The sequence below is a fragment of the Bacillus cereus group sp. Bc031 genome (genome assembly GCF_027716265.1).
GTDB classification, from domain to species: Bacteria; Bacillota; Bacilli; order Bacillales; family Bacillaceae_G; genus Bacillus_A; species Bacillus_A paranthracis.
This window is the reverse complement of the sequence record NZ_JAQFUL010000028.1, coordinates 18,263-40,871: the sequence shown is the minus strand read 5'-3', so window position 1 is coordinate 40,871 and position 22,609 is coordinate 18,263. Positions and strand designations below refer to the sequence as shown.

Below are 22,609 nucleotides of genomic sequence, written 5' to 3'. Positions count from 1 at the left end.
CCTCCGTTCGTTTTAAATATATATTACCAAACGTATGCTACTACTTCTCCACCAGTTTGTAATTGACGAGCGTCTTTGTCTGTCATTACTCCCTTAGATGTAGAAACAAGAGCGATACCTAATCCGTTAAGTACACGTGGTACTTCGTCAGCTTTAGCGTAAACGCGTAAGCCAGGTTTACTGATACGTTTTAATCCAGTGATTACACGTTCGTTGTTTGCACCATATTTCAGGAAAATACGAAGGATACCTTGTTTGTTATCCTCGATGTATTCTACATCACGAATGAAACCTTCACGTTTTAAAAGTTCAGCGATCTCTTTTTTGATTTTAGAAGCAGGAACCTCTAATTTCTCATGACGTACCATGTTCGCATTACGGATGCGAGTAAGCATGTCTGCAATTGGATCTGTCATCACCATGTGTTTTACCTCCTTCCCATTTGTGGGTTTTACCAACTAGCTTTTTTAACACCAGGAATTTGACCTTTATATGCAAGTTCACGGAAACAAATACGGCAAAGTTTAAATTTGCGGTATACAGAATGCGGACGACCGCAGCGTTCGCAACGTGTATACTCTTGTACTTTAAACTTAGGAGTACGCTTTTGTTTCGCAATCATAGATTTTTTAGCCACGTTTTCGCCTCCTCTACTTAGCGTTGGCTTCCATTATTTTTGGAATGGCATACCGAATTGTGTTAAAAGTTCACGAGCTTCTTCATCAGTGTTCGCTGTAGTAACGATTACGATGTCCATACCGCGGACTTTGCTTACTTTATCATAATCAATCTCAGGGAAAATAAGTTGCTCTTTAACACCTAATGTATAGTTTCCACGACCATCGAATGATTTCTTAGAAACACCACGGAAATCACGTACACGTGGTAAAGAAACTGATACTAATTTATCGAAGAACTCATACATTTGCTCGCCGCGTAAAGTTACTTTCGCACCGATTGGCATACCTTCACGAAGACGGAAACCAGCGATTGATTTTTTAGCACGAGTTACAACAGGTTTTTGACCTGCGATTTGTGTTAATTCTTCTACTGCGTTGTCTAAAGCTTTTGAGTTAGATACCGCGTCACCAACACCAGTGTTGATTACGATCTTTTCGATTTTTGGTACCTGCATTACAGATTTATAGTTAAACTTGCTCATTAGAGCAGGAGTAATTTCCTTTTGGAACTTCTCTTTAAGGCGATTCAATGAAGTGACCTCCTTTCTTAAGAAAATTATTTATCTAATAATTCACCAGATTTTTTTGCAATACGAACTTTTTTACCATCTTCTACCTTGAAGCCTACGCGAGTAGGTTCACCTGTTTTCGGATCTAAAATCATAACGTTAGAAACGTGAATAGGTGCCTCTTTAGTAATAATTCCACCTTGTGGATTTAATTGAGATGGCTTAGAGTGCTTCTTAACGATGTTAACACCCTCAACGATAACACGGTTTTGCTTTGGGAAAGCCACAAGGATAACGCCTTGTTTTCCTTTGTCTTTACCAGTGATTACCTGTACTTTATCACCTTTTTTTACATGCATCTTAATTCTGCACCTCCTTAGCAAGGCAATACCTTAAATTATAGAACTTCTGGAGCTAAAGAAACGATCTTCATGAAGTTGCTATCACGTAATTCACGAGCTACTGGTCCGAAGATACGAGTACCACGTGGGCTCTTATCGTCTTTAATGATAACCGCTGCGTTTTCATCAAATTTGATGTAAGAACCATCCGGACGACGAGCACCGCTCTTCGTACGTACTACTACTGCTTTAACAACGTCACCTTTTTTAACAACGCCACCTGGTGTTGCTTGTTTTACCGTAGCAACGATAATGTCACCAATGTTAGCATATTTACGACCAGAGCCGCCTAATACTTTAATTGTTAAAAGTTCACGTGCACCAGAGTTGTCAGCAACTTTCAAACGAGATTCTTGTTGGATCATGTTATGAAACCTCCCTTCGGACTAAAAATTCCGATTCGTCTATTTAGATAATAACCGCTTCTTCAACGATTTCAACTAAACGGAAACGCTTAGTAGCAGAAAGCGGGCGAGTTTCCATGATTTTTACGATATCGCCAAGTTTCGCTTGGTTTTGCTCATCATGGGCTTTGTACTTCTTAGAATACTTAACACGTTTTCCGTACAAGGAATGAGTTTTGTAAGTTTCAACTAAAACTGTAATCGTTTTGTCCATTTTGTCAGACACTACACGACCAGTATAAACTTTGCGTTGGTTACGTTCGCTCACTATGCAAACCTCCCCTCAATTTATCGATTAATTCCGATCTCTCTTTCACGAACTACAGTTTTCATACGAGCAATTGCCTTACGCACTTCACGAATGCGAGTTGGATTCTCTAATTGTCCTGTAGCAAGTTGGAAGCGAAGATTAAACAACTCTTCCTTTAAAGCTTTAACTTTTGTTTCGATTTCGGCAGTGGTTAATTCACGAATATCATTAGTTTTCATTAGATTCACCACCATTTTCTTCACGTTTTACGAATTTACATTTCACAGGTAACTTGTGAGCTGCAAGACGTAATGCTTCGCGTGCTACCTCTTCAGATACACCCGCGATTTCGAACATAATTTTCCCAGGTTTTACTACTGCTACCCAGCCTTCTGGTGCCCCTTTACCGGAACCCATACGTACTTCTAGAGGTTTTGCAGTGTAAGGTTTAGAAGGGAAAATTTTAATCCATACTTTACCGCCACGTTTCATGTAACGAGTCATTGCACGACGAGCAGCTTCGATTTGACGGTTTGTAATCCATGAAGCAGCTTGTGCTTGTAAACCGAATTCACCGAAAGCTACTTCAGTTCCACCTTTAGCACGACCACGCATTTTACCACGATGCTCTCTACGATATTTTACGCGTTTTGGCATTAACATATTATTTTCCTCCTTCCTCAGAAGCTTTCTTTTTTGTAGGAAGGACTTCTCCACGGTAGATCCATACTTTTACGCCTAATTTACCGTATGTTGTATCAGCTTCAACTGCTGCATAGTCAATATCAGCGCGAAGTGTATGAAGTGGAACAGTTCCTTCACTGTAAGATTCTGCACGAGCGATATCAGCTCCGCCAAGACGACCAGAAACCTGTGTTTTAATACCTTTAGCACCTGCACGCATAGCACGTTGAATAACTTGCTTTTGTGCACGACGGAATGATACACGGTTTTCTAATTGACGAGCGATGTTTTCGCCTACTAATTTAGCGTTAAGATCAGCTCTCTTAACTTCTAAAATGTTGATGTGTACACGCTTGCCTGTTAATTGGTTAAGAGCTTTACGAAGTGCTTCAACTTCAGTACCACCTTTACCAATTACCATACCAGGTTTTGCAGTGTGAATTGTAACATTTACACGATTTGCTGCACGTTCGATTTCTACTTTAGCAACAGCAGAATCTTTTAAGCGTACATTAATGTACTCACGGATTTTGATGTCTTCATGTAATAATGTAGCGTAATCTTTCTCAGCGAACCAACGAGATTCCCAGTCACGGATAACGCCGACACGAAGACCAATTGGATTAACCTTTTGACCCATCGATTATCCCTCCTTCTTTTCTGATACCACAACTGTGATGTGGCTTGTGCGTTTGTTAATTTGGCTTGCACGACCCATTGCACGTGGACGGAAACGTTTTAACGTTGGACCTTCGTCAACGAAAACTTTCTCAACAACTAGGTTGTTAATGTCCATTTCATAATTGTGCTCTGCATTTGCGATTGCAGATTTTAAAACTTTTTCTACAACTGGAGAAGCAGTTTTTGGTGTGTGGTTAAGGATAGCAATCGCTTCACCCACTTGCTTACCTCGGATTAAGTCTACAACTAAACGAACTTTACGAGGAGCAATACGAACTGTTCTCGCTACTGCTTTAGCTTGCATTGAAGTGCCTCCTCTCATTATCTTCTAGTTTTCTTATCGTCAGCATCATGACCTTTATACGTACGAGTTGGTGCGAATTCACCTAACTTGTGGCCTACCATGTCTTCAGTAACATATACAGGTACATGTTTACGACCGTCATATACAGCGATTGTGTGACCGATGAACTGAGGGAAGATCGTTGAACGACGAGACCAAGTTTTAACAACTTGCTTTTGCTCAGTTTCATTTAGCTTTGCAATTTTACTCATTAAATGATCATCGACAAATGGTCCTTTTTTCAAGCTACGAGCCATTTTGGTGCCTCCCTTCGTGATTGCCGTACGGTTCTCAAAGTGAACCGTACTACAATCCCATTATTTTTTACGACGACGAACGATGAATTTGTCAGACGCTTTGTTTTTCTTACGAGTTTTGAATCCAAGAGTTGGTTTACCCCATGGAGACATTGGAGACTTACGTCCGATTGGTGAACGTCCTTCACCACCACCGTGTGGGTGATCAACTGGGTTCATTACAGAACCACGAACAGTTGGGCGCTTACCTAACCAGCGAGAGCGACCAGCTTTACCGATCTTGATAAGTTCGTGTGACTCGTTACCAACTTGACCTACAGTTGCACGGCAAGCAGATAATACAAGACGCACTTCACCAGAAGTTAAACGTACAAGAACGTATTTACCTTCTTTACCAAGTACTTGTGCAGATGTACCAGCAGAACGAACTAATTGTCCACCACGACCTGGTTTAAGCTCGATGTTATGAACAACAGTACCTACTGGAATGTTGATTAATGGTAATGCGTTACCGATTTTAATGTCAGCTTCAGCGCCAGACATAATTTCCATACCTACTTCTAAGTTCTTAGGAGCAAGAATGTAACGTTTTTCACCGTCAACGTAGTTAATTAATGCGATATTCGCAGAGCGGTTTGGATCGTATTCGATCGTAGCAACGCGTCCTGGAATTCCATCTTTGTTACGTTTGAAGTCGATGATACGGTATTGACGCTTATGTCCGCCACCTTGATGACGTACAGTGATTTTACCTTGGTTATTACGACCAGCCTTTTTGCTTAAAGGAGCAAGTAAAGACTTTTCGGGTCTGTCAGTCGTGATTTCAGCGAAATCATTCGTAGTCATGTTACGACGACCGTTAGTAGTTGGATTATACTTTTTAATTCCCATCTCAATTTCCCTCCTTCTTTAGTAAGAATTAAACGCCTTGGAAGATTTCGATTTCTTTGCTGTCAGCAGTTAGCTTAACGATTGCTTTACGACGACGGCTAGTAAAACCAGCGTGACGACCAACGCGTTTTGCTTTCGGCTTGTAGTTCATGATGTTCACTTTTTCTACTTTAACACCAAAGATCGCTTCTAGAGCATCTTTAACTTCTGTTTTATTAGATTTAACGTCCACATCGAACGTGTATTTTTTTTCAGCCATCATTTCCATAGAACGTTCAGTGATAACTGGGCGCTTAATGATATCACGAGGATCTCTCATTATGCAAGCACCTCCTCTACTTTTTCCACTGCCGCTTTTGTCATGATTAGCTTATCATGATGAAGCACGTCTAAAACGTTTACGCCATCAGCAGTGATTACTGTTACTCCAGGGATATTGCGAGCAGATAACTCTACAGATTCATTTGCATCAGCAGTTACGATAAGAGCTTTCTTCTCAACAGTTAATCCTTTAAGTACTGCTAGCATATCTTTTGTTTTTGGTGCATTTAACACTAGGTCTTCAAGAACTACAATGTTGTTCTCAACTACTTTAGTAGCTAATGCAGATTTGATTGCTAAACGACGAACTTTCTTAGGAAGTTTGTACGCATAGCTTCTTGGTGTAGGTCCGAATACCGTACCACCACCACGCCATTGAGGAGAGCGGATAGACCCTTGACGAGCACGTCCAGTTCCTTTTTGACGCCATGGTTTACGACCACCACCGCGAACTTCAGAGCGAGTTTTTACTTTGTGTGTACCTTGACGTAAAGATGCACGTTGCATCATTACAGCTTCGAAAAGTACAGCTTCATTTGGTTCGATACCGAAAATAGCTTCAGCTAATTCGATTTCACCAACCTGTGAACCAGTTTGGTTATATACAGTAACTTTTGGCATTGGAATTCCTCCTTCCTATTGTGAATTATTTGCTAACCTTCACAGCGCCTTGAACAACTACAAGAGATTTCTTAGCACCTGGAACGTTACCTTTTACTAGTAATAAGTTGCGCTCAGTGTCAACTTGAACGATTTCTAAGTTTTGGATAGTAACTTGGTCTCCACCCATACGTCCAGCAAGTTTTTTGCCTTTGAATACACGGTTCGGAGCAACTGGGCCCATTGAACCTGGACGACGGTGATAGCGAGAACCATGAGACATAGGTCCGCGAGATTGTCCGTGGCGTTTGATAACACCTTGGAAACCTTTACCTTTAGAAATTCCTGTTACATCAACGATTTCACCTGTAGCGAATACGTCAACTTTTACCTCTTGACCAACCTCTAATCCGTCCACGTCTGCATCGCGGATTTCGCGAATGAAGCGCTTAGGAGTTGTAGATGCTTTAGCAGTGTGGCCTTGTTCAGGTTTGTTAGTTAACTTTTCACGCTTATCTTCAAATCCTAACTGAATTGCGTTGTAGCCATCAGTTTCAGTTGTTTTCTTTTGAAGAACAACGTTTGGATTAGCAGCGATAACTGTTACTGGGATTAACTCACCGTTCTCAGCAAATACTTGAGTCATACCGATCTTTCTTCCTAAGATTCCTTTGGTCATGAGTTACACCTCCTACATTTTTAAGTTATATAAATTATAGTTTGATTTCGATATCTACACCAGATGGTAAGTCTAAACGCATTAATGAATCTACTGTTTGTGGAGTAGGACTCACGATGTCGATTAGACGTTTGTGCGTGCGCATTTCGAATTGCTCACGAGAATCTTTGTACTTATGAACAGCACGAAGAATTGTGTAAACAGTTTTTTCAGTTGGTAATGGGATCGGACCAGAAACTGTTGCCCCAGAACGCTTAGCTGTTTCTACAATTTTCTCAGCTGACTGATCAAGAATACGGTGATCGTAAGCTTTTAAACGGATACGAATTTTTTCTTTTGCCATTATTTTCCCTCCTTCGTTCGCCTATTTCTAAAATAGACCTTCTCCATGGAAATTTCCTCACACCATGCCATGGCAAAGCGGCCGGGTGTGTCAGCAACCTTCCACTTCATCGCAGTCAAAGACCAACATTGTCTATTATACAATGTTATTCGTCTAGATGCAAGCATCTTTTTGTTTGCATCTGCTTTTCTCTACTTTTGCTATTATACATGGCACTTTAAAGAATTTCAAGTTTTCATCTAGCAGAATTCATTTTACAGTTTCTGGATTTCGGTTTTAATGATTTCACATTATTATAGAAGAAACTCGTCAAAACATGAAACAATCATTTTGTTCATTATATAAATGCAAACAAAAACCCCAAGGGAAAATCCCTCGGGGTTTTTTATATCAGTTAAGATTACTCAACGATAGTAGCAACTACGCCGTAACCTACTGTACGTCCACCTTCACGAATAGAGAATTTAGTTCCCTCTTCGATAGCGATTGGAGCGATAAGTTCGATAGTCATTTCTACGTTGTCACCAGGCATTACCATTTCAGTACCTTCTGGTAATTGGATGATACCAGTTACGTCAGTTGTACGGAAGTAGAACTGTGGACGGTAGTTAGCGAAGAATGGAGTGTGACGTCCACCTTCTTCTTTAGATAATACGAAAACTTCAGCTTTGAATTTAGCGTGAGCTTTTACAGAACCGCTTTTTGCAAGTACTTGTCCACGTTGGATGTCTTCACGAGCAACCCCACGAAGTAAAGCACCGATGTTGTCACCAGCTTGAGCTTGGTCAAGAAGTTTACGGAACATTTCTACACCAGTTACAGTTGTAGAAGCATTTTCTTCAGCAAGACCGATGATTTCTACAACGTCACCAACTTTAACGATACCGCGCTCAACACGACCAGTAGCAACTGTACCACGACCTGTGATAGAGAATACATCCTCTACAGGCATTAAGAATGGTTTGTCAGTTTCACGTTCTGGAGTTGGGATGTAAGCATCAACTTCAGCCATTAATTCAATGATTTTTGCTTCCCAATCAGCTTCTCCTTGAAGAGCTTTAAGAGCAGAACCTTTGATTACAGGAATGTCATCGCCTGGGAATCCGTATTCAGATAATAGGTCGCGAACTTCCATTTCTACTAATTCTAATAATTCTTCGTCGTCTACCATGTCACATTTGTTTAAGAATACAACGATGTAAGGTACACCTACTTGACGAGAAAGAAGGATGTGCTCACGAGTTTGAGGCATTGGGCCATCAGCAGCAGATACTACTAAGATACCGCCGTCCATTTGAGCAGCACCAGTGATCATGTTTTTAACATAGTCAGCGTGACCTGGGCAGTCAACGTGTGCATAGTGACGAGTTTCAGTTTCGTACTCAACGTGTGCAGTTGAGATTGTGATACCGCGCTCTCTTTCTTCTGGAGCAGCATCGATTTGATCGTATCCGCGTGCTTCAGCACCACCAGCTTTTGCAAGTACTGTAGTGATCGCAGCAGTTAATGTAGTTTTACCATGGTCAACGTGGCCGATTGTACCGATGTTAACATGGGGTTTAGAACGTTCGAATTTAGCTTTAGCCATTCTAAATTCCTCCTTAGTTTATATAGGTTATTTTATATTTAGGCTAGAAAGCGAAACTTGCGTCCCACTTTCTAAGCTTACATAAGTAGTTATACGTGAAGAATCGATAAAAATCAATTATTCACCTTTATTTTTTTTGATAATTTCTTCAGAAACAGACTTTGGTACTTCCTCATAGTGATCAAACACCATAGAGAATGTTCCGCGTCCTTGAGTGTTAGAACGTAATGACGTTGCATAACCGAACATTTCAGAAAGTGGAACCATAGCGCGAACAACTTGAGCGTTACCGCGAGCTTCCATACCTTCTACACGTCCACGACGAGATGTTACGTCACCCATAATGTCACCCATGTACTCTTCAGGAATTACAACTTCAACTTTCATCATTGGCTCAAGAATTACTGGGTTACATTTAGAAACCGCAGCTTTAAGTGCCATAGATGCAGCGATTTTGAACGCCATCTCAGATGAATCGACATCATGGTAAGATCCGTCAACTAATGCAGCTTTAATGTCTACTACTGGATATCCAGCAAGTACACCATTTTTAAGTGCATCTTCAAGACCTGCGCCTACAGCTGGGATGTATTCACGTGGAACAACACCACCGACGATCTTGTTTTCGAATTCGAATCCTTTACCTTCTTCATTAGGTTCAAACTCAATCCAAACGTGACCGAATTGTCCACGTCCACCAGATTGACGAGCGAACTTACCTTCAACTTTCGCAGCAGAGCGGAAAGTCTCACGGTATGCTACCTGAGGAGCACCAACGTTTGCTTCAACTTTGAACTCACGGCGCATACGGTCAACGATGATATCAAGGTGAAGTTCACCCATACCAGCGATGATTGTTTGGCCAGTTTCTTGGTCAGTGTGAGCACGGAATGTTGGATCTTCTTCAGAAAGCTTAGATAATGCTGTACCCATTTTATCTTGGTCAGCTTTTGATTTTGGTTCGATAGCTACAGAGATAACTGGCTCTGGGAATTCCATAGACTCAAGGATAACAAGGCTCTTCTCGTCACAAAGAGTATCACCAGTAGTAGTATCTTTTAAACCTACAGCAGCAGCGATATCACCAGCGTAAACTGTTGAGATCTCTTCACGGCTGTTAGCGTGCATTTGTAGGATACGACCTACACGCTCACGCTTACCTTTAGTTGAGTTTTTCACGTATGATCCAGAGTTTAACACACCAGAGTACACACGGAAGAATGTTAACTTACCAACATAAGGGTCAGTCATGATTTTGAATGCTAGAGCTGAGAAAGGCTCTTCATCGCTAGACTTACGTTCTACTTCTTCATCTGTATCCGGAAGAGTACCTTTGATTGCAGGTACATCTAATGGAGATGGTAGGTAGTCGATAACTGCGTCTAACAGAATTTGAACACCTTTGTTTTTGAATGCAGAACCACAGATTACTGGGAAGAATTCTACAGAAGTTGTAGCCTTACGGATACCAGCTTTAAGCTCTTCTACAGTGATTTCTTCACCTTCTAGGTACTTCATCATCATTTCTTCATCAAGCTCAGCTACCGCTTCAATAAGTTTTCCACGGTATTCTTCAGCTAGTTCTTTATGCTCTTCAGGAATTTCAACACGTTGAATGTCTGTTCCTAAATCGTTACCGTACATGTAAGCACATTCTTCAACAAGATCAATGATACCATTGAACTCATCTTCAGCACCGATTGGTAACTGAATTGGGTGTGCGTTTGCTTGTAAACGATCGTGGATTGTTCCTACAGAGTATAAGAAATCTGCACCGATTTTATCCATTTTGTTAACGAATACGATACGAGGTACGCCGTAAGTAGTAGCCTGACGCCAAACAGTTTCTGTTTGTGGTTCTACACCAGATTGTGCATCAAGTACTGCTACTGCGCCATCAAGTACGCGTAAAGAACGTTCTACTTCTACTGTGAAATCTACGTGACCTGGAGTGTCAATGATGTTTACACGGTGACCTTTCCATTGTGCTGTAGTTGCAGCAGAAGTAATTGTGATACCACGCTCTTGCTCTTGCTCCATCCAGTCCATCTGAGATGCACCTTCGTGAGTTTCACCGATTTTGTGAATACGTCCTGTGTAGTACAGAATACGCTCAGTAGCTGTTGTTTTACCAGCATCGATGTGAGCCATGATACCAATATTACGAGTGTTTTCTAAAGAGAACTCTCTTGCCATTTGGTGTCTTGCTCCTTCCATATATGGATTGGATTTTTTATTTTAAGTAGCAAAAAAGCCACTTTATATTGTTACACATGTCAGTATGTCCAGTACCCTCATTATGTAAAACGAGCGCCCAACGAAAGGGAGAGGCATTCTCCCTCTCCACACTTCCATAAGCGACAAATAAAGCGGTTTATGCTTACATTTATTTTACGTTGAATCCTACCAACGGTAATGAGCAAATGCTTTGTTAGCTTCTGCCATTTTATGAGTGTCTTCACGTTTCTTAACAGATGCACCAGCGTTGTTAGCTGCATCTAAGATTTCGTTAGCAAGACGCTCTTCCATAGTTTTTTCACCACGAAGACGAGCGTAGTTTACTAACCAACGAAGACCTAAAGTTGTACGGCGTTCTGGACGAACCTCAACTGGAACTTGGTAGTTAGCACCACCAACACGACGAGCGCGTACTTCAAGAACAGGCATAATGTTCTTAAGAGCTTGCTCGAATACTTCCATTGGCTCTTTACCAGTACGTTCGCTTACGATATCGAACGCATTATAAAGAATTGTTTGAGATTTACCTTTTTTACCGTCAACCATCATTTTGTTGATAAGGCGTGTTACTAGCTTCGAATTGTACATTGGATCTGGTAACACGTCACGTTTTGCAACAGGTCCTTTACGAGGCATATTGAGTTCCTCCTTTCATTAAAAAGTTATTATTTCTTAGCCGCTTTAGGCTTTTTAGTACCGTATTTAGAACGACCTTGCATACGCTTGTCAACACCAGCTGTATCAAGCGCACCACGAACGATGTGGTAACGTACCCCTGGTAAGTCTTTTACACGACCACCGCGAATTAATACTACGCTGTGCTCTTGTAAGTTGTGACCGATACCTGGGATGTATGCTGTTACCTCAATACCATTTGTTAAACGAACACGAGCATATTTACGTAACGCTGAGTTAGGTTTCTTTGGAGTCATTGTACCAACACGAGTACATACACCACGTTTTTGAGGTGCAGAGATATCAGTTGATTTTTTCTTTAAAGAGTTAAAACCTTTGTTTAACGCAGGTGATTTAGATTTCCATACTTTATCAGTACGACCATTTCTCACTAATTGGTTAATAGTAGGCATTTGATTATCCTCCCTTCGCATGTTTGTATGACCACATATCCAGGTGGTTCATTATTAGTTGAAAACAAAGTTTTTGCAAGGGAGAGCAAATGCTCTCTCCTCACAAAAACAGTTTTAACTTATTATTCCTATTGCTGAAGCTCCCACTTGAATCCCCGCAACTTTTCCAAGTTTACGAACTGATTCAACTTTGGTTATGGGTATGTTATGTTGCAATGCAGTGCGAATGATAACATGGGTTAACCGCATATCAGCATCTTCTGCAATGACAACTTCTTTAACTATACCATTTTTGATTGCTTCCAATGTACGTTTATGACCAACGACTACATTTTCAGCATTTGACACTTTTTGATAAGACATATAAATATCCTCCAAAGCATCGTTCAGGAGCAACCTTGCTTATAGTAACATTTTGACTCATACAATGTCAACTAGGATTAACTGTTTTTATACAAAATTTACGACGGAAAATTTTACTGTTCCACATAAACTTCATCGTTTTCTACATTCATGTCATCTTGTGTTGTTTTAACAAGATCCACTTTGCGATAACGATTCATACCTGTTCCAGCAGGAACAAGTTTACCGATAATAACATTTTCTTTCAATCCTAGAAGCTCATCGCGTTTACCCTTAATCGCTGCATCCGTTAAGACACGAGTTGTTTCTTGGAACGATGCTGCAGATAAGAATGAATCTGTTTCAAGTGAAGCTTTTGTAATACCAAGTAGAACTGGTCTAGCTGTTGCTGGTTGTTTACCTTGCAGTAACACCTTCGCATTCGCATCAGTAAACTGATGGATATCTAGTAATGTTCCTGGTAATACATCTGTTTCACCTGCATCACTCACACGTACTTTACGTAACATTTGGCGTACCATTACTTCTACGTGTTTGTCACCAATTTCTACCCCTTGCATACGGTATACTTTTTGAACTTCACGTAATAAGTATTCTTGAACTGCCGTAATGTCCGTTACTTTTAGTAATTCTTTCGGATCGATAGAACCTTCTGTTAACTCTTTACCGTGGCTAATTTTCTGTCCTGGAATTACTTTCAGACGAGCACCGTAAGGAATAGCATACGTACGAGCTTCAACTTCACCCTGTACAACTACTTCTTGGCGATCTTTAACATCGTTGATCGCTGCGATAACACCGTCGATTTCACTGATAACAGCCTGACCTTTCGGATTACGAGCTTCGAAGATCTCTTGGATACGAGGTAAACCTTGAGTAATATCATCTCCGGCAACCCCACCTGTATGGAACGTACGCATCGTTAACTGTGTACCTGGCTCACCGATAGATTGAGCTGCGATAATACCTACCGCTTCCCCTACTTCTACGTCTGTTCCAGTTGCTAAGTTACGACCGTAACACTTCTTACATACACCATGGCGAGTGTTACACGTAAACGCTGAACGAATGTTTACAGTTTCAACACCCGAATTTTCAACGATATGAGCGATATCTTCAGTAATTAATTGATTTTCAGCAACTAATACTTCACCTGTTTCAGGATGTTTTACAGTTTTTCTTGCAAAACGTCCAACAAGACGATCATATAATGACTCAATAACTTCATTACCCTCTTTAATCGCACCAATTAATAAACCGCGATCTGTTCCACAATCATCTTCACGAACGATTACATCTTGTGCAACGTCAACAAGACGACGTGTTAAGTAACCAGAATCGGCAGTTTTCAGTGCTGTATCGGCAAGACCTTTACGCGCACCATGCGTAGAGATGAAGTACTCAAGTACTGTTAAACCTTCACGGAAACTTGATTTGATTGGAAGTTCGATGATACGACCAGATGGATTGGCCATCAGACCACGCATACCAGCAAGCTGAGTAAAGTTCGATGCGTTACCACGGGCACCGGAATCACTCATCATGAAGATTGGGTTGCGTTTATTCAAGGACTTCATCAGTTTTCCTTGGATAACATCTTTTGCATTACTCCAAATAGAGATAACGCGATCGTAACGTTCTTCTTCCGTGATTAAACCGCGACGGAATTGTTTAATTACATTATCTACTTTTGCTTGTGCTTCGTGGAGAATTTCATCTTTTTCACCTAATACAAGAATGTCAGATACCCCAACTGTAATACCAGCTTTTGTAGAGTACTTGAATCCTAAGTTTTTCATACGGTCAAGCATGCGAGACGTTTCTGTAATTTTGAAACGTTTAAACACTTCCGCAATGATGTTACCAAGGATTTTCTTGCTGAATGGCGCCACTTCTTCGCGACTAGCAATAATCTCTTTAATGTTCGCACCTTTTTCAACGAAATATTTCGCTGGTGTTTCTTTTTCAAGGTTTGAATTTGTTGGTTCATTAATATAAGGGAACGACTCTGGTAAGATTTCGTTAAATATTAATTTACCAACTGTTGTTAATAGAAGCATACTCTTCTGCTCTTCAGTAAATGTTGCGTTGTTTACTGCGCTTGCAGCTACTGCAACACGTGTATGAAGATGTACATATCCATTTTGGTATGCAAGTAATGCTTCGTTCGCATCTTTGAAGACCATACCTTCACCGATTGCACCTTCACGCTCAAGTGTTAAGTAGTAGTTACCTAATACCATATCCTGAGATGGAGTAACAACTGGTTTACCGTCTTTCGGGTTCAAGATGTTTTGTGCCGCTAACATAAGAAGACGAGCTTCTGCTTGTGCTTCTGATGATAAAGGTACGTGAACGGCCATTTGGTCACCGTCAAAGTCCGCGTTGTATGCAGTACATACAAGTGGGTGAAGACGGATTGCGCGACCTTCTACTAATGTAGGTTCAAACGCCTGAATACCAAGACGGTGAAGTGTTGGTGCGCGGTTTAGAAGTACTGGATGTTCTTTAATCACAGATTCTAAAACGTCCCAAACTTCAGGTTGTACACGCTCGATTTTACGTTTCGCACTCTTAATGTTGTGTGCTAATCCTTTTTCAACTAACTCTTTCATTACGAAAGGTTTGAACAATTCAAGCGCCATCTCTTTCGGTAATCCACATTGATACATCTTTAAGTTCGGTCCTACAACGATTACAGAACGACCAGAGTAGTCAACACGTTTACCTAATAAGTTTTGACGGAAACGTCCTTGTTTACCTTTAAGCATGTGAGATAGTGATTTTAATGGACGGTTACCTGGTCCAGTAACTGGACGGCCACGACGACCATTATCGATTAATGCGTCTACAGCTTCTTGTAACATACGTTTTTCGTTTTGAACGATAATGCTTGGTGCACCTAAGTCCAATAGACGTTTTAAACGGTTGTTACGGTTAATTACACGACGGTATAAGTCGTTTAAGTCAGAAGTAGCAAAACGTCCACCATCTAACTGTACCATTGGGCGTAGTTCTGGTGGGATTACTGGTAGAACATCTAAGATCATCCAAGATGGCTCATTTCCAGAGTTACGGAATGCTTCTAATACTTCTAGACGTTTAATAGCACGAGTACGGCGTTGTCCTTGTGCTGTTTTTAATTCTTCTTTTAAGAAGTCTACTTCTTTATCTAAATCGATGTCTTGTAATAGCTTTTTAATCGCTTCTGCACCCATAGCAGCTTGGAATGTGCTACCATATCGATCACGATATGCACGGTATTCTTTTTCAGAAAGTAATTGCTTCTTATCAAGTGGTGTATCTCCACTTTCTGTTACAACATAAGAAGCGAAATAAATTACTTCTTCAAGCGCGCGAGGGGACATGTCTAAGACAAGTCCCATGCGGCTCGGGATACCTTTGAAATACCAAATATGAGATACAGGAGCAGCTAATTCGATATGACCCATACGTTCACGACGTACTTTCGCACGCGTTACTTCAACACCACATCGATCACAAACTACACCTTTATAACGTACACGTTTGTATTTTCCGCAATGACATTCCCAGTCCTTTTGTGGTCCGAAAATACGCTCACAGAACAAGCCATCTTTTTCAGGCTTTAACGTACGATAGTTAATTGTTTCTGGTTTCTTAACTTCACCGTATGACCAAGAACGAATCTTGTCAGGTGAAGCAAGTCCAATCTTCATATATTCAAAGTTATTTACATCTATCAAGGGGCCTACCTCCCTTTTAGTCTACAGGTTATCCCAATTATTCCTTAGTTGTCTCAACTTCGACATTCAATTTGTCTGCTGATTGATGATCATCGTCATCTTCCGTATCACGCATTTCAATTTCTGTATCGTCGCTAGACATCATTTTAACGTCCATACCTAAACTTTGCAGCTCTTTAATCAATACTTTGAATGATTCAGGAACGCCTGGTTCTGGAACATTTTCGCCTTTAACAATTGCTTCATACGTCTTAACACGTCCAACAACATCATCAGACTTCACTGTTAAGATTTCTTGAAGAGTATAAGCAGCACCGTAAGCTTCAAGTGCCCAAACCTCCATCTCACCGAAACGCTGTCCACCGAACTGAGCTTTACCTCCAAGAGGCTGCTGCGTTACAAGTGAGTATGGTCCAGTAGAACGAGCATGAAGTTTATCGTCAACCATGTGCGCAAGTTTGATCATATACATGACACCAACAGATACACGGTTATCGAATGGTTCACCAGTACGTCCGTCATACAGGATTGTTTTCGCGTCATTTGCCATACCAGCTTCTTCAATTGTGCCCCAAACATCTTCCTCACGAGCACCATCGAATACTGGTGTTGCAATGTGAATGCCAAGGTATCTTGCTGCCATACCAAGATGAAGCTCTAATACCTGACCGATATTCATACGAGATGGTACCCCTAATGGGTTTAACATGATATCGATTGGCGTACCGTCTGGTAAGTAAGGCATATCTTCTTCTGGTAAAATACGAGAGATAACACCTTTGTTACCGTGACGTCCGGCCATCTTGTCACCTTCAGAGATTTTACGTTTTTGAACGATATATGCACGCACAAGTTGATTCACGCCTGGTGGCAATTCGTCGCCATCTTCACGGTTGAATACTTTTACGTCTAAGATAATACCGCCACCACCGTGTGGTACACGTAGTGATGTATCACGTACTTCACGCGCTTTTTCTCCAAAGATAGCATGTAATAGACGTTCTTCAGCTGTTAATTCTGTTACACCTTTAGGTGTTACTTTACCAACAAGTAAATCTCCATCTTTTACTTCCGCACCAACGCGAATGATACCGCGCTCGTCAAGGTTACGTAATGCATCTTCCCCAACGTTTGGAATATCACGTGTGATTTCTTCTGGTCCAAGCTTCGTATCACGAGCTTCTGACTCATATTCTTCAATATGAATAGAAGTATACACATCATCTTTTACAAGGCGCTCACTCATAATGATCGCATCCTCGTAGTTATAACCGTCCCAAGTCATGAAGCCAACAAGCACGTTACGTCCAAGTGCTAGTTCACCTAATTCCATAGAAGGACCATCCGCAAGGATTTCACCTTTTACAACTTCATTTCCAACACTTACGATTGGACGTTGGTTGTAGCAAGTTCCTTGGTTAGAACGAATGAATTTTTGCATTTTGTAGCGATCTAAGTCGCCTTTTACTGTTTGACCGTCAACTTCTACATAGCGACGTACCCAAACTTCACGTGCTTCTACGCGCTCAACAATACCAGGGTGTTTACAGATTACTGCAGCACCTGAGTCTTTTGCTGATACGTACTCCATACCTGTACCTACAATCGGTGATTCCGGATTCATTAACGGAACCGCCTGACGTTGCATGTTCGCTCCCATAAGTGCGCGGTTAGAGTCATCGTTTTCTAAGAACGGAATACAAGCTGTCGCTGCCGACACTACTTGTTTTGGTGATACATCCATGTAGTCGATGCGTTCTTTATTTGTGACAATGTTTTCACCACGGAAACGAGCTACGATATCTTCATCAAGGAATTCTCCTTCTTCAGATAATTTCATATTCGCTTGGGCTACAACATAATTATCTTCTTCATCTGCTGTTAAATAATCAACATGCCCTGTTACAAGACCAGTTTCTGGGTCAACACGACGGTATGGTGTTTCAATGAAACCAAACTCATTTACTTTCGCGAATGAAGATAATGAGTTAATCAAACCGATGTTTGGTCCCTCTGGTGTTTCAATCGGACACATACGACCATAGTGAGAGTAGTGAACGTCACGTACTTCAAAGCCTGCGCGCTCACGCGTTAAACCACCAGGTCCTAATGCAGATAGTCTTCGTTTGTGAGTTAACTCTGCTAATGGGTTTGTTTGGTCCATGAACTGAGATAACTGAGAACTTCCGAAGAACTCTTTAATAGATGCAATAACAGGACGAATATTAATTAATGCCTGTGGTGTAATTGCATTTGTATCTTGGATCGACATTCTCTCACGAACAACACGTTCCATACGAGAAAGACCGATACGGAATTGATTTTGTAATAGTTCTCCAACAGAACGCAGACGACGGTTTCCTAAGTGGTCGATATCATCTGTATCCCCTACTTTGTATAGTAGGTTGAAGAAGTAACTGATAGAAGCAAGGATATCACCTGGTGTGATGTGTTTTACATCGCGAGTAATATTTGCATTACCAATTACGTTAATTACGCGCTCGCCTTCTGACTCAGGAGCATAAATCTTAATAGATTGCAGCTCAACATCGCCTTCTACCACTCCACCCATTGGTTTCGCTGTTTTGAATCCAATGTTTTTCTCTAAGTAAGGTAAAATGCGATCAAGTGTACGACGATCTAAGATTGTTCCTTCTGCCGCTAAAATTTCACCAGTTTCTGGATCCACTAATGTTTCAGCTAAACGTTGATTAAACAATCTGTTTTTAATGTGTAACTTTTTGTTGATCTTGTAGCGACCTACATTTGCTAAATCGTAGCGCTTTGGATCAAAGAAACGAGACACAAGTAAGCTCTTAGCATTTTCTACTGTTGGTGGCTCACCAGGACGTAGACGCTCATAAATTTCAAGCAATGCTTTTTCTGTGCTATCTGTGTTGTCTTTTTCTAATGTGTTGCTTAAGTATTCGTTATCACCTAAAAGCTCGGTGATTTCTTGATCAGAGCCAAACCCTAATGCGCGTAACAAAACAGTTACAGGAAGTTTACGCGTACGGTCAATACGCACATATACAACATCCTTAGCATCTGTCTCATACTCTAACCAAGCTCCGCGGTTTGGAATTACAGTAGCAGTAAAACCACGTTTTCCGTTTTTATCCACTTTGCCACTATAGTATACGCTTGGAGAGCGAACTAACTGGGAAACGATAACACGTTCTGCACCGTTAATTACGAATGTTCCAGTCTCTGTCATGAGTGGGAAATCTCCCATGAACACATCTTGTTCTTTTACTTCACCAGTTTCCTTGTTGATTAGACGCACTTTTACACGAAGTGGTGCTGCATACGTCACATCACGCTCTTTGCATTCGTCTACAGAGTATTTAGGTTCACCTAAGCTGTAGTCGATAAATTCAAGCGATAGATTTCCCGTAAAGTCTTCAATCGGAGAAATGTCTTGGAACATTTCTCGCAAACCCTCATCAAGAAACCACTGATAAGAAGAGGTTTGAATTTCGATAAGATTTGGTAACTCTAATACTTCACTAATACGGGCATAACTTCTTCGTTGGCGGTGGCGTCCGTATTGAACTAGTTGACCTGTCAACTGCTTCACCCCTCAAATCATGAGTATTATAAATGCACAAAAAAATTTGTGCAAAATCACAAATAAATACAACTACTGCTATTTAGCGTAGTCTTTTTCTCTTAAAGATAAATACGTTGAGTCTTTCTACCTGTTCAAAAAAGAAAAATGGCTTCTATAAGAAAACCATCATTCTGTTTCATAATCTGCTGATTTTACTATCTTTTCCAAGAGAAACAAAAATATACATCTTTCTCAACGCAGAAAATCATATATTGGCATTGTATAATGTTAACATAGCCAAAAATAACCGTCAACGTTTTTTTGATTTTATGATATAATATCCTTTTTTCTTTTCTACAACTTCGACTTCAGAAAATACTTCTTCTAGTTTCTTCAGCGCAGATGGTGCACCTTGTTTCTTTTGAATAACAATCCACAACTCCCCACCTGGAACTAAATGTTCTATAGCTTTTTCTAAAATCTCATGCACGATATCTTTACCTGCACGAATTGGAGGATTAGATAGAATAGCAGCATACATACCATCTACATTTTCATAGACGCTACTTTGAAAAATGTGCACATTTCCAACTCTATTGTTAGCGGCATTTTCTTTCGCAAGCTCAAGTGCCCTTTCATTCACATCCACCATGTGAACTTTACGGTCTTGAGACTCTTTCGCCAACGATAAACCAATTGGTCCATATCCACAACCTACGTCTAATATGTCACCTTTAATATCTGGCACTTGAAACGCTTCAATTAAAAGACGAGAACCAAAGTCCACTTCGTTTTTCGAGAACACCCCACGGTCAGATAAGAAAGTAAATTGAGATCCACGAAGCGTAAATTCCCATCGCTTACGATCACTTTTACTAGAAGGGTCATTAGAAAAATAATGGTCTGCCATATGGCCACCTCTTTTCTTTACAGTTAAAAAAAAAGCTCGCATGAGAGCGAGCTTTTTTTAAAGCATCAAAAGTTAATTACTTAACTTCTACAGCAGCGCCAACTTCTTCAAGTTTAGCTTTGATTTCTTCAGCTTCTTCTTTAGCAGCAGCTTCTTTGATTACTTTTGGAGTGTTGTCAACTAATTCTTTAGCTTCTTTTAAGCCAAGACCAGTGATTTCACGAACAACTTTGATAACTTTGATTTTTTGTGCACCAGCGCTAGTTAGTTCCACATCAAATTCAGTTTTCTCAGCAGCAGCTTCTCCAGCGCCACCAGCAACAGCTACAGGAGCAGCAGCAGTTACGCCGAATTCTTCCTCGATAGCTTTTACTAAGTCGTTAAGTTCTAATACAGTCATAGATTTAACTGCTTCAATGATTTGTTCTTTAGTCATTGTAAATATCCTCCCTTAAATAGGTTTGTATTGTTTTATCGATAATACGTAATTATCTTTTAAAAAATTAAGCGCCTTGCTCTTCCTTTTGGTCTGCAACTGCTTTAGTAGCAAGTGCAAGGTTACGGATTGGAGCTTGAAGAACGCTAAGAAGCATAGAAAGTAAGCCTTCACGTGATGGAAGAGTAGCGATAGCTTTAACCTCATCAAGTGTTACAAGTTTACCTTCGATTACGCCTGCTTTAATTTCTAAAGCTTCATGATCTTTAGCGAAGTCGTTTAATACTTTCGCAGGAGCAACTACATCCTCGTTACTGAACGCGATTGCGTTTGGTCCTGTTAAGAATTCATTTAACTCAGCCATTTCAGCAGATTCTGCAGCACGACGAGTTAGAGAGTTTTTGTAAACTTTGAACTCAACGCCAGCTTCACGTAATTGCTTACGTAATTCTGTTGCTTCAGAAACTGTTAAACCACGGTAGTCAACAACGATTGTAGATTTACTAGCGCGAAGTTTGTCCGCGATTTCAGTTACAACTTGTTGTTTAGTTTCGATTACTTTGCTCATGTTATTACACCTCCTGTAGATTATATAGAAGATGTACCGAAAGTGCACTAAAAACCTCCATGCCCAACTTGTAGACATGGAGGCATATAGTCACAGAAAAAAATTCCGCTTCGTATATTAACACCTAGGTAGGAAATTAAGTCTATTGACACCTACTGTCTACGGTACACTAATTAAATTCACAACATAAATGATTATATTAAAACTTCTTTATGAAGTCAACTTCCAAAATTTACGCTAATGTAGAAACGTCTACACGTACGCCAGGTCCCATTGTAGAAGCAACTGTTACGTTCTTCATGTAAGTACCTTTTGCAGCAGCTGGCTTAACTTTTTGTAAAGTGTCAGCGATTGTTCTGAAGTTTTCTACTAATTTAGCATCTTCGAAAGATACTTTACCGATTGGAACGTGGATGTTACCAGCTTTATCAACGCGGTATTCAACTTTACCAGCTTTGATTTCGTTAACAGCTTTAGTTACATCGAAAGTAACTGTTCCAGTTTTAGGGTTTGGCATTAAACCTTTAGGTCCTAATACGCGACCAAGTTTACCAACTTCACCCATCATGTCAGGAGTTGCTACTACTACATCGAAATCGAACCAACCTTGTTGGATTTTACCGATGTAATCAGCATCGCCTACGAAGTCAGCTCCAGCAGCTTCAGCTTCTTTAGCTTTTTCACCTTTAGCGAACACTAATACACGTTGTACTTTACCAGTACCGTGTGGAAGAACAACTGCACCACGGATTTGTTGGTCAGCTTTCTTAGGGTCAACACCTAAACGGAATGCAGCTTCTACAGTTGCATCAAATTTAGCTGTGTTTGTTTTCTTTACTAATTCTACTGCTTCTGTTGCAGAGTAAGCAGCTGCACGATCAACAAGCTTTGCAGCTTCTACGTACTTTTTACCTCTTTTAGCCATTTTTATTTCCTCCTCGAATGTGGTTTTAGCGGAATAACCTCCCACGTTTACGCTTATTTTCAGGTATAACCTGAGGATGCGCGCCACCCATTTATTTAAAAACGATAATCATTTACGATAATAAAGGTTGCGAATTGGAATTCCAGACCCGCAACCTTTTTTAAAAAACAAA

The 22,609-nt window shown here is 40.6% G+C and carries 27 protein-coding genes and 1 other annotated feature; all 27 genes read right to left on the bottom strand.

Features of this window, described 5'->3' with window-relative positions; translation table 11 throughout:
• Positions 1-23 precede the first annotated feature (23 nt).
• Positions 24-422 (bottom strand): 30S ribosomal protein S8, encoded by a 399-nt coding sequence (rpsH, locus tag PDQ33_RS13005; RefSeq protein ID WP_000245511.1) that lies wholly within the window; start codon positions 420-422, stop codon positions 24-26.
• A 29-nt stretch (positions 423-451) separates the two neighbouring features.
• Entirely contained in the window at positions 452-637 is a 186-nt protein-coding gene (gene rpsN, locus PDQ33_RS13000; RefSeq protein WP_001085700.1) for a 30S ribosomal protein S14, read from the bottom strand.
• Positions 638-670: 33 nt separating this feature from the next.
• Positions 671-1,210, bottom strand: coding sequence for a 50S ribosomal protein L5 (gene rplE / locus PDQ33_RS12995; RefSeq protein WP_001080827.1), 540 nt, complete (start codon positions 1,208-1,210; stop codon positions 671-673).
• Between the two features lie 26 nt (positions 1,211-1,236).
• Positions 1,237-1,548, bottom strand: a complete 312-nt coding sequence (rplX, locus tag PDQ33_RS12990; RefSeq protein WP_000558200.1) for a 50S ribosomal protein L24 — start codon at positions 1,546-1,548, stop codon at positions 1,237-1,239.
• Between the two features lie 38 nt (positions 1,549-1,586).
• On the bottom strand, positions 1,587-1,955 hold the full coding sequence (gene rplN / locus PDQ33_RS12985) for a 50S ribosomal protein L14 (protein ID WP_000615912.1): 369 nt from the start codon (positions 1,953-1,955) through the stop codon (positions 1,587-1,589).
• Positions 1,956-1,998: 43 nt separating this feature from the next.
• Positions 1,999-2,262, bottom strand: coding sequence for a 30S ribosomal protein S17 (rpsQ, locus tag PDQ33_RS12980; protein WP_000004106.1), 264 nt, complete (start codon positions 2,260-2,262; stop codon positions 1,999-2,001).
• 20 nt (positions 2,263-2,282) lie between these two features.
• Entirely contained in the window at positions 2,283-2,483 is a 201-nt protein-coding gene (gene rpmC, locus PDQ33_RS12975; protein WP_000855718.1) for a 50S ribosomal protein L29, read from the bottom strand.
• On the bottom strand, positions 2,473-2,907 hold the full coding sequence (gene rplP, locus PDQ33_RS12970) for a 50S ribosomal protein L16 (protein ID WP_000928971.1): 435 nt from the start codon (positions 2,905-2,907) through the stop codon (positions 2,473-2,475). Before rplP ends, rpmC begins: the two co-directional genes overlap by 11 nt.
• A gap of 1 nt (position 2,908) precedes the next feature.
• Positions 2,909-3,568 (bottom strand): 30S ribosomal protein S3, encoded by a 660-nt coding sequence (rpsC, locus tag PDQ33_RS12965; protein WP_000529956.1) that lies wholly within the window; start codon positions 3,566-3,568, stop codon positions 2,909-2,911.
• A gap of 3 nt (positions 3,569-3,571) precedes the next feature.
• Positions 3,572-3,913, bottom strand: coding sequence for a 50S ribosomal protein L22 (gene rplV, locus PDQ33_RS12960; RefSeq protein WP_001148024.1), 342 nt, complete (start codon positions 3,911-3,913; stop codon positions 3,572-3,574).
• 17 nt (positions 3,914-3,930) lie between these two features.
• On the bottom strand, positions 3,931-4,209 hold the full coding sequence (gene rpsS, locus PDQ33_RS12955; protein WP_000124453.1) for a 30S ribosomal protein S19: 279 nt from the start codon (positions 4,207-4,209) through the stop codon (positions 3,931-3,933).
• 60 nt (positions 4,210-4,269) lie between these two features.
• Positions 4,270-5,100 carry a 50S ribosomal protein L2 gene (gene rplB, locus PDQ33_RS12950; protein WP_000511580.1) on the bottom strand — a complete coding sequence of 277 codons (831 nt, stop codon included), beginning with the start codon at positions 5,098-5,100 and terminating at the stop codon, positions 4,270-4,272.
• A 28-nt stretch (positions 5,101-5,128) separates the two neighbouring features.
• The gene (gene rplW / locus PDQ33_RS12945; RefSeq protein ID WP_001205558.1) at positions 5,129-5,419 is read right to left on the bottom strand and encodes a 50S ribosomal protein L23; all 291 of its coding nucleotides are present in this window, start codon (positions 5,417-5,419) and stop codon (positions 5,129-5,131) included.
• Positions 5,419-6,042, bottom strand: coding sequence for a 50S ribosomal protein L4 (gene rplD / locus PDQ33_RS12940; protein ID WP_001127258.1), 624 nt, complete (start codon positions 6,040-6,042; stop codon positions 5,419-5,421). The genes rplW and rplD overlap by 1 nt, the downstream gene beginning before the upstream one ends.
• Positions 6,043-6,067: 25 nt before the next feature.
• Positions 6,068-6,700, bottom strand: a complete 633-nt coding sequence (gene rplC, locus PDQ33_RS12935) for a 50S ribosomal protein L3 (RefSeq protein ID WP_000160207.1) — start codon at positions 6,698-6,700, stop codon at positions 6,068-6,070.
• A 34-nt stretch (positions 6,701-6,734) separates the two neighbouring features.
• The gene (rpsJ, locus tag PDQ33_RS12930) at positions 6,735-7,043 is read right to left on the bottom strand and encodes a 30S ribosomal protein S10 (protein ID WP_001040596.1); all 309 of its coding nucleotides are present in this window, start codon (positions 7,041-7,043) and stop codon (positions 6,735-6,737) included.
• 400 nt (positions 7,044-7,443) lie between these two features.
• Complete coding sequence (gene tuf / locus PDQ33_RS12925; protein WP_001029615.1) at positions 7,444-8,631, bottom strand: elongation factor Tu; 1,188 nt, start codon at positions 8,629-8,631, stop codon at positions 7,444-7,446.
• Between the two features lie 117 nt (positions 8,632-8,748).
• Positions 8,749-10,827 carry an elongation factor G gene (gene fusA, locus PDQ33_RS12920; protein ID WP_000090373.1) on the bottom strand — a complete coding sequence of 693 codons (2,079 nt, stop codon included), beginning with the start codon at positions 10,825-10,827 and terminating at the stop codon, positions 8,749-8,751.
• 207 nt (positions 10,828-11,034) lie between these two features.
• Positions 11,035-11,505, bottom strand: coding sequence for a 30S ribosomal protein S7 (gene rpsG, locus PDQ33_RS12915; RefSeq protein ID WP_001137493.1), 471 nt, complete (start codon positions 11,503-11,505; stop codon positions 11,035-11,037).
• 29 nt (positions 11,506-11,534) lie between these two features.
• Positions 11,535-11,957 carry a 30S ribosomal protein S12 gene (gene rpsL / locus PDQ33_RS12910; RefSeq protein WP_001142340.1) on the bottom strand — a complete coding sequence of 141 codons (423 nt, stop codon included), beginning with the start codon at positions 11,955-11,957 and terminating at the stop codon, positions 11,535-11,537.
• A gap of 114 nt (positions 11,958-12,071) precedes the next feature.
• A complete protein-coding gene (locus tag PDQ33_RS12905) occupies positions 12,072-12,320 on the bottom strand; it encodes a 50S ribosomal protein L7ae-like protein (protein ID WP_000121830.1) in 249 nt (82 codons plus the stop codon).
• 113 nt (positions 12,321-12,433) lie between these two features.
• Positions 12,434-16,045: a DNA-directed RNA polymerase subunit beta' gene (gene rpoC, locus PDQ33_RS12900; protein ID WP_000567937.1), complete on the bottom strand. Its 3,612-nt coding sequence runs from the start codon at positions 16,043-16,045 to the stop codon at positions 12,434-12,436.
• 37 nt (positions 16,046-16,082) lie between these two features.
• Positions 16,083-19,616 carry a DNA-directed RNA polymerase subunit beta gene (rpoB, locus tag PDQ33_RS12895; RefSeq protein WP_000147554.1) on the bottom strand — a complete coding sequence of 1,178 codons (3,534 nt, stop codon included), beginning with the start codon at positions 19,614-19,616 and terminating at the stop codon, positions 16,083-16,085.
• Between the two features lie 292 nt (positions 19,617-19,908).
• On the bottom strand, positions 19,909-20,508 hold the full coding sequence (locus tag PDQ33_RS12890) for a class I SAM-dependent methyltransferase (RefSeq protein ID WP_061131948.1): 600 nt from the start codon (positions 20,506-20,508) through the stop codon (positions 19,909-19,911).
• Between the two features lie 76 nt (positions 20,509-20,584).
• Positions 20,585-20,944 (bottom strand): 50S ribosomal protein L7/L12, encoded by a 360-nt coding sequence (rplL, locus tag PDQ33_RS12885; RefSeq protein ID WP_000159736.1) that lies wholly within the window; start codon positions 20,942-20,944, stop codon positions 20,585-20,587.
• A 67-nt stretch (positions 20,945-21,011) separates the two neighbouring features.
• Positions 21,012-21,512, bottom strand: a complete 501-nt coding sequence (rplJ, locus tag PDQ33_RS12880) for a 50S ribosomal protein L10 (protein ID WP_000048716.1) — start codon at positions 21,510-21,512, stop codon at positions 21,012-21,014.
• A gap of 39 nt (positions 21,513-21,551) precedes the next feature.
• Positions 21,552-21,695: a sequence feature (ribosomal protein L10 leader region), on the bottom strand.
• Positions 21,696-21,744: 49 nt separating this feature from the next.
• Positions 21,745-22,437: a 50S ribosomal protein L1 gene (rplA, locus tag PDQ33_RS12875; protein WP_002020168.1), complete on the bottom strand. Its 693-nt coding sequence runs from the start codon at positions 22,435-22,437 to the stop codon at positions 21,745-21,747.
• Positions 22,438-22,609 lie beyond the last annotated feature (172 nt).